This window comes from Methylobacterium sp. AC315 (assembly GCF_979253755.1).
In genome coordinates this window covers 1-1,334 of sequence record NZ_CEEDEA010000060.1, presented here as the reverse complement: position 1 = coordinate 1,334, position 1,334 = coordinate 1, and the positions used below count along the sequence as shown (strand labels likewise).

At 58.8% G+C, this 1,334-nt stretch carries 2 tRNA genes and 1 rRNA gene; all 3 read right to left on the bottom strand.

Annotated features, from left to right (window positions below):
• Nucleotides 1-589: ribosomal RNA gene (locus tag AC0IY0_RS28685) — 23S ribosomal RNA — on the bottom strand; the annotation flags it as partial.
• A 326-nt stretch (nucleotides 590-915) separates the two neighbouring features.
• Nucleotides 916-991, bottom strand: a tRNA-Ala gene (locus AC0IY0_RS28680).
• A 37-nt stretch (nucleotides 992-1,028) separates the two neighbouring features.
• Nucleotides 1,029-1,105: transfer RNA gene (locus tag AC0IY0_RS28675), tRNA-Ile, on the bottom strand.
• Nucleotides 1,106-1,334 lie beyond the last annotated feature (229 nt).

Genomic DNA, 1,334 nt, shown 5'->3' with positions numbered 1-1,334 from the left:
AACCTTGAGCTCCCACTGTTTGTAAGCATCCGGTTTCAGGTGCTGTTTCACTCCCCTCGTCGGGGTGCTTTTCACCTTTCCCTCACGGTACTGGTTCGCTATCGGTCGCTGAGGAGTACTTAGGCTTGGAGGGTGGTCCCCCCATGTTCAGACAGGATTTCACGTGTCCCGCCCTACTCGAGTCCTGTGGTTCGTCCGTCCCGTACGGGGCTGTCACCCATCACGCCGGCCTTTCCAGACCGTTCCGGTAAACTCACCACAGGCACTGGCCTGATCCGCGTTCGCTCGCCACTACTGACGGAGTCTCGTTGATGTCCTTTCCTCCGGGTACTGAGATGTTTCAGTTCCCCGGGTTCGCTTCAAACCCCTATTTTATTCAAGGTCTGATACCTTCATTGACCTTTCATCATGCGGACCGGAAGCCAAAACTCCAGGGCCACATGACAAAAAATCGAAGGTGGGTTCCCCCATTCGGAAATCCCTGGATCAAAGCTCGTTCGCAGCTCCCCAAGGCTTATCGCAGCGTACCACGTCCTTCATCGCCTCTCAGCGCCAAGGCATCCACCGAATGCTCTTAAGGCACTTGATCGCTCTCGTGATCGATGTCCGTCGCTGATCCGACAGCCGTAAGGCTGGCCGATCAGCGCGACACGGTCACAAAAAGACCAGTGATCGGATCGTTTCCGATCCAATCACCGTATGCTTGCCGAACATGACCGCCAGGGTAGACGCTTTCGCGCCCCCAACGGCCACATTCCCTCTTCACGATGTCACTGATGTCTTCGCCAATCGACGCGATCGACCGAACCCTACGGTCCTCGTCAATCGTCTGCCGCGGCAAACTGTGTTCCAGATAGCCAGGCCCGGCATTGCGTTCGGACCGTCGCCGCCGCTGCGGCGCCAGGTCCCAAACAATGGTGGAGCCAGACGGGATCGAACCGACGACCTCATGCTTGCAAAGCACGCGCTCTCCCAACTGAGCTATGGCCCCAAGGGGTCAGCGCCGGCGGGCGGAGCGTCCCGTGTCGTGGTGGGCCTGGGACGACTCGAACGTCCGACCTCACCCTTATCAGGGGTGCGCTCTAACCACCTGAGCTACAGGCCCAGAGCGATCGAGACACGCCGGATCGGCCCGAGGCCGAAGACGGTGCGCCGATCGCGCTATCTGGTGAGGAAGAGAAACGAGGACGGCGTCCGTCCCGCAAAATGGGTTCTGACTGAACCCTTGTATCCAATGACCTTCGATGGATGAGCCGAGGCTCACAGCGAGCCGGCAGAACCGGACCGCAGATCCAAAGAAGAATCCTTAGAAAGGAGGTGATCCAGCCGCAGGT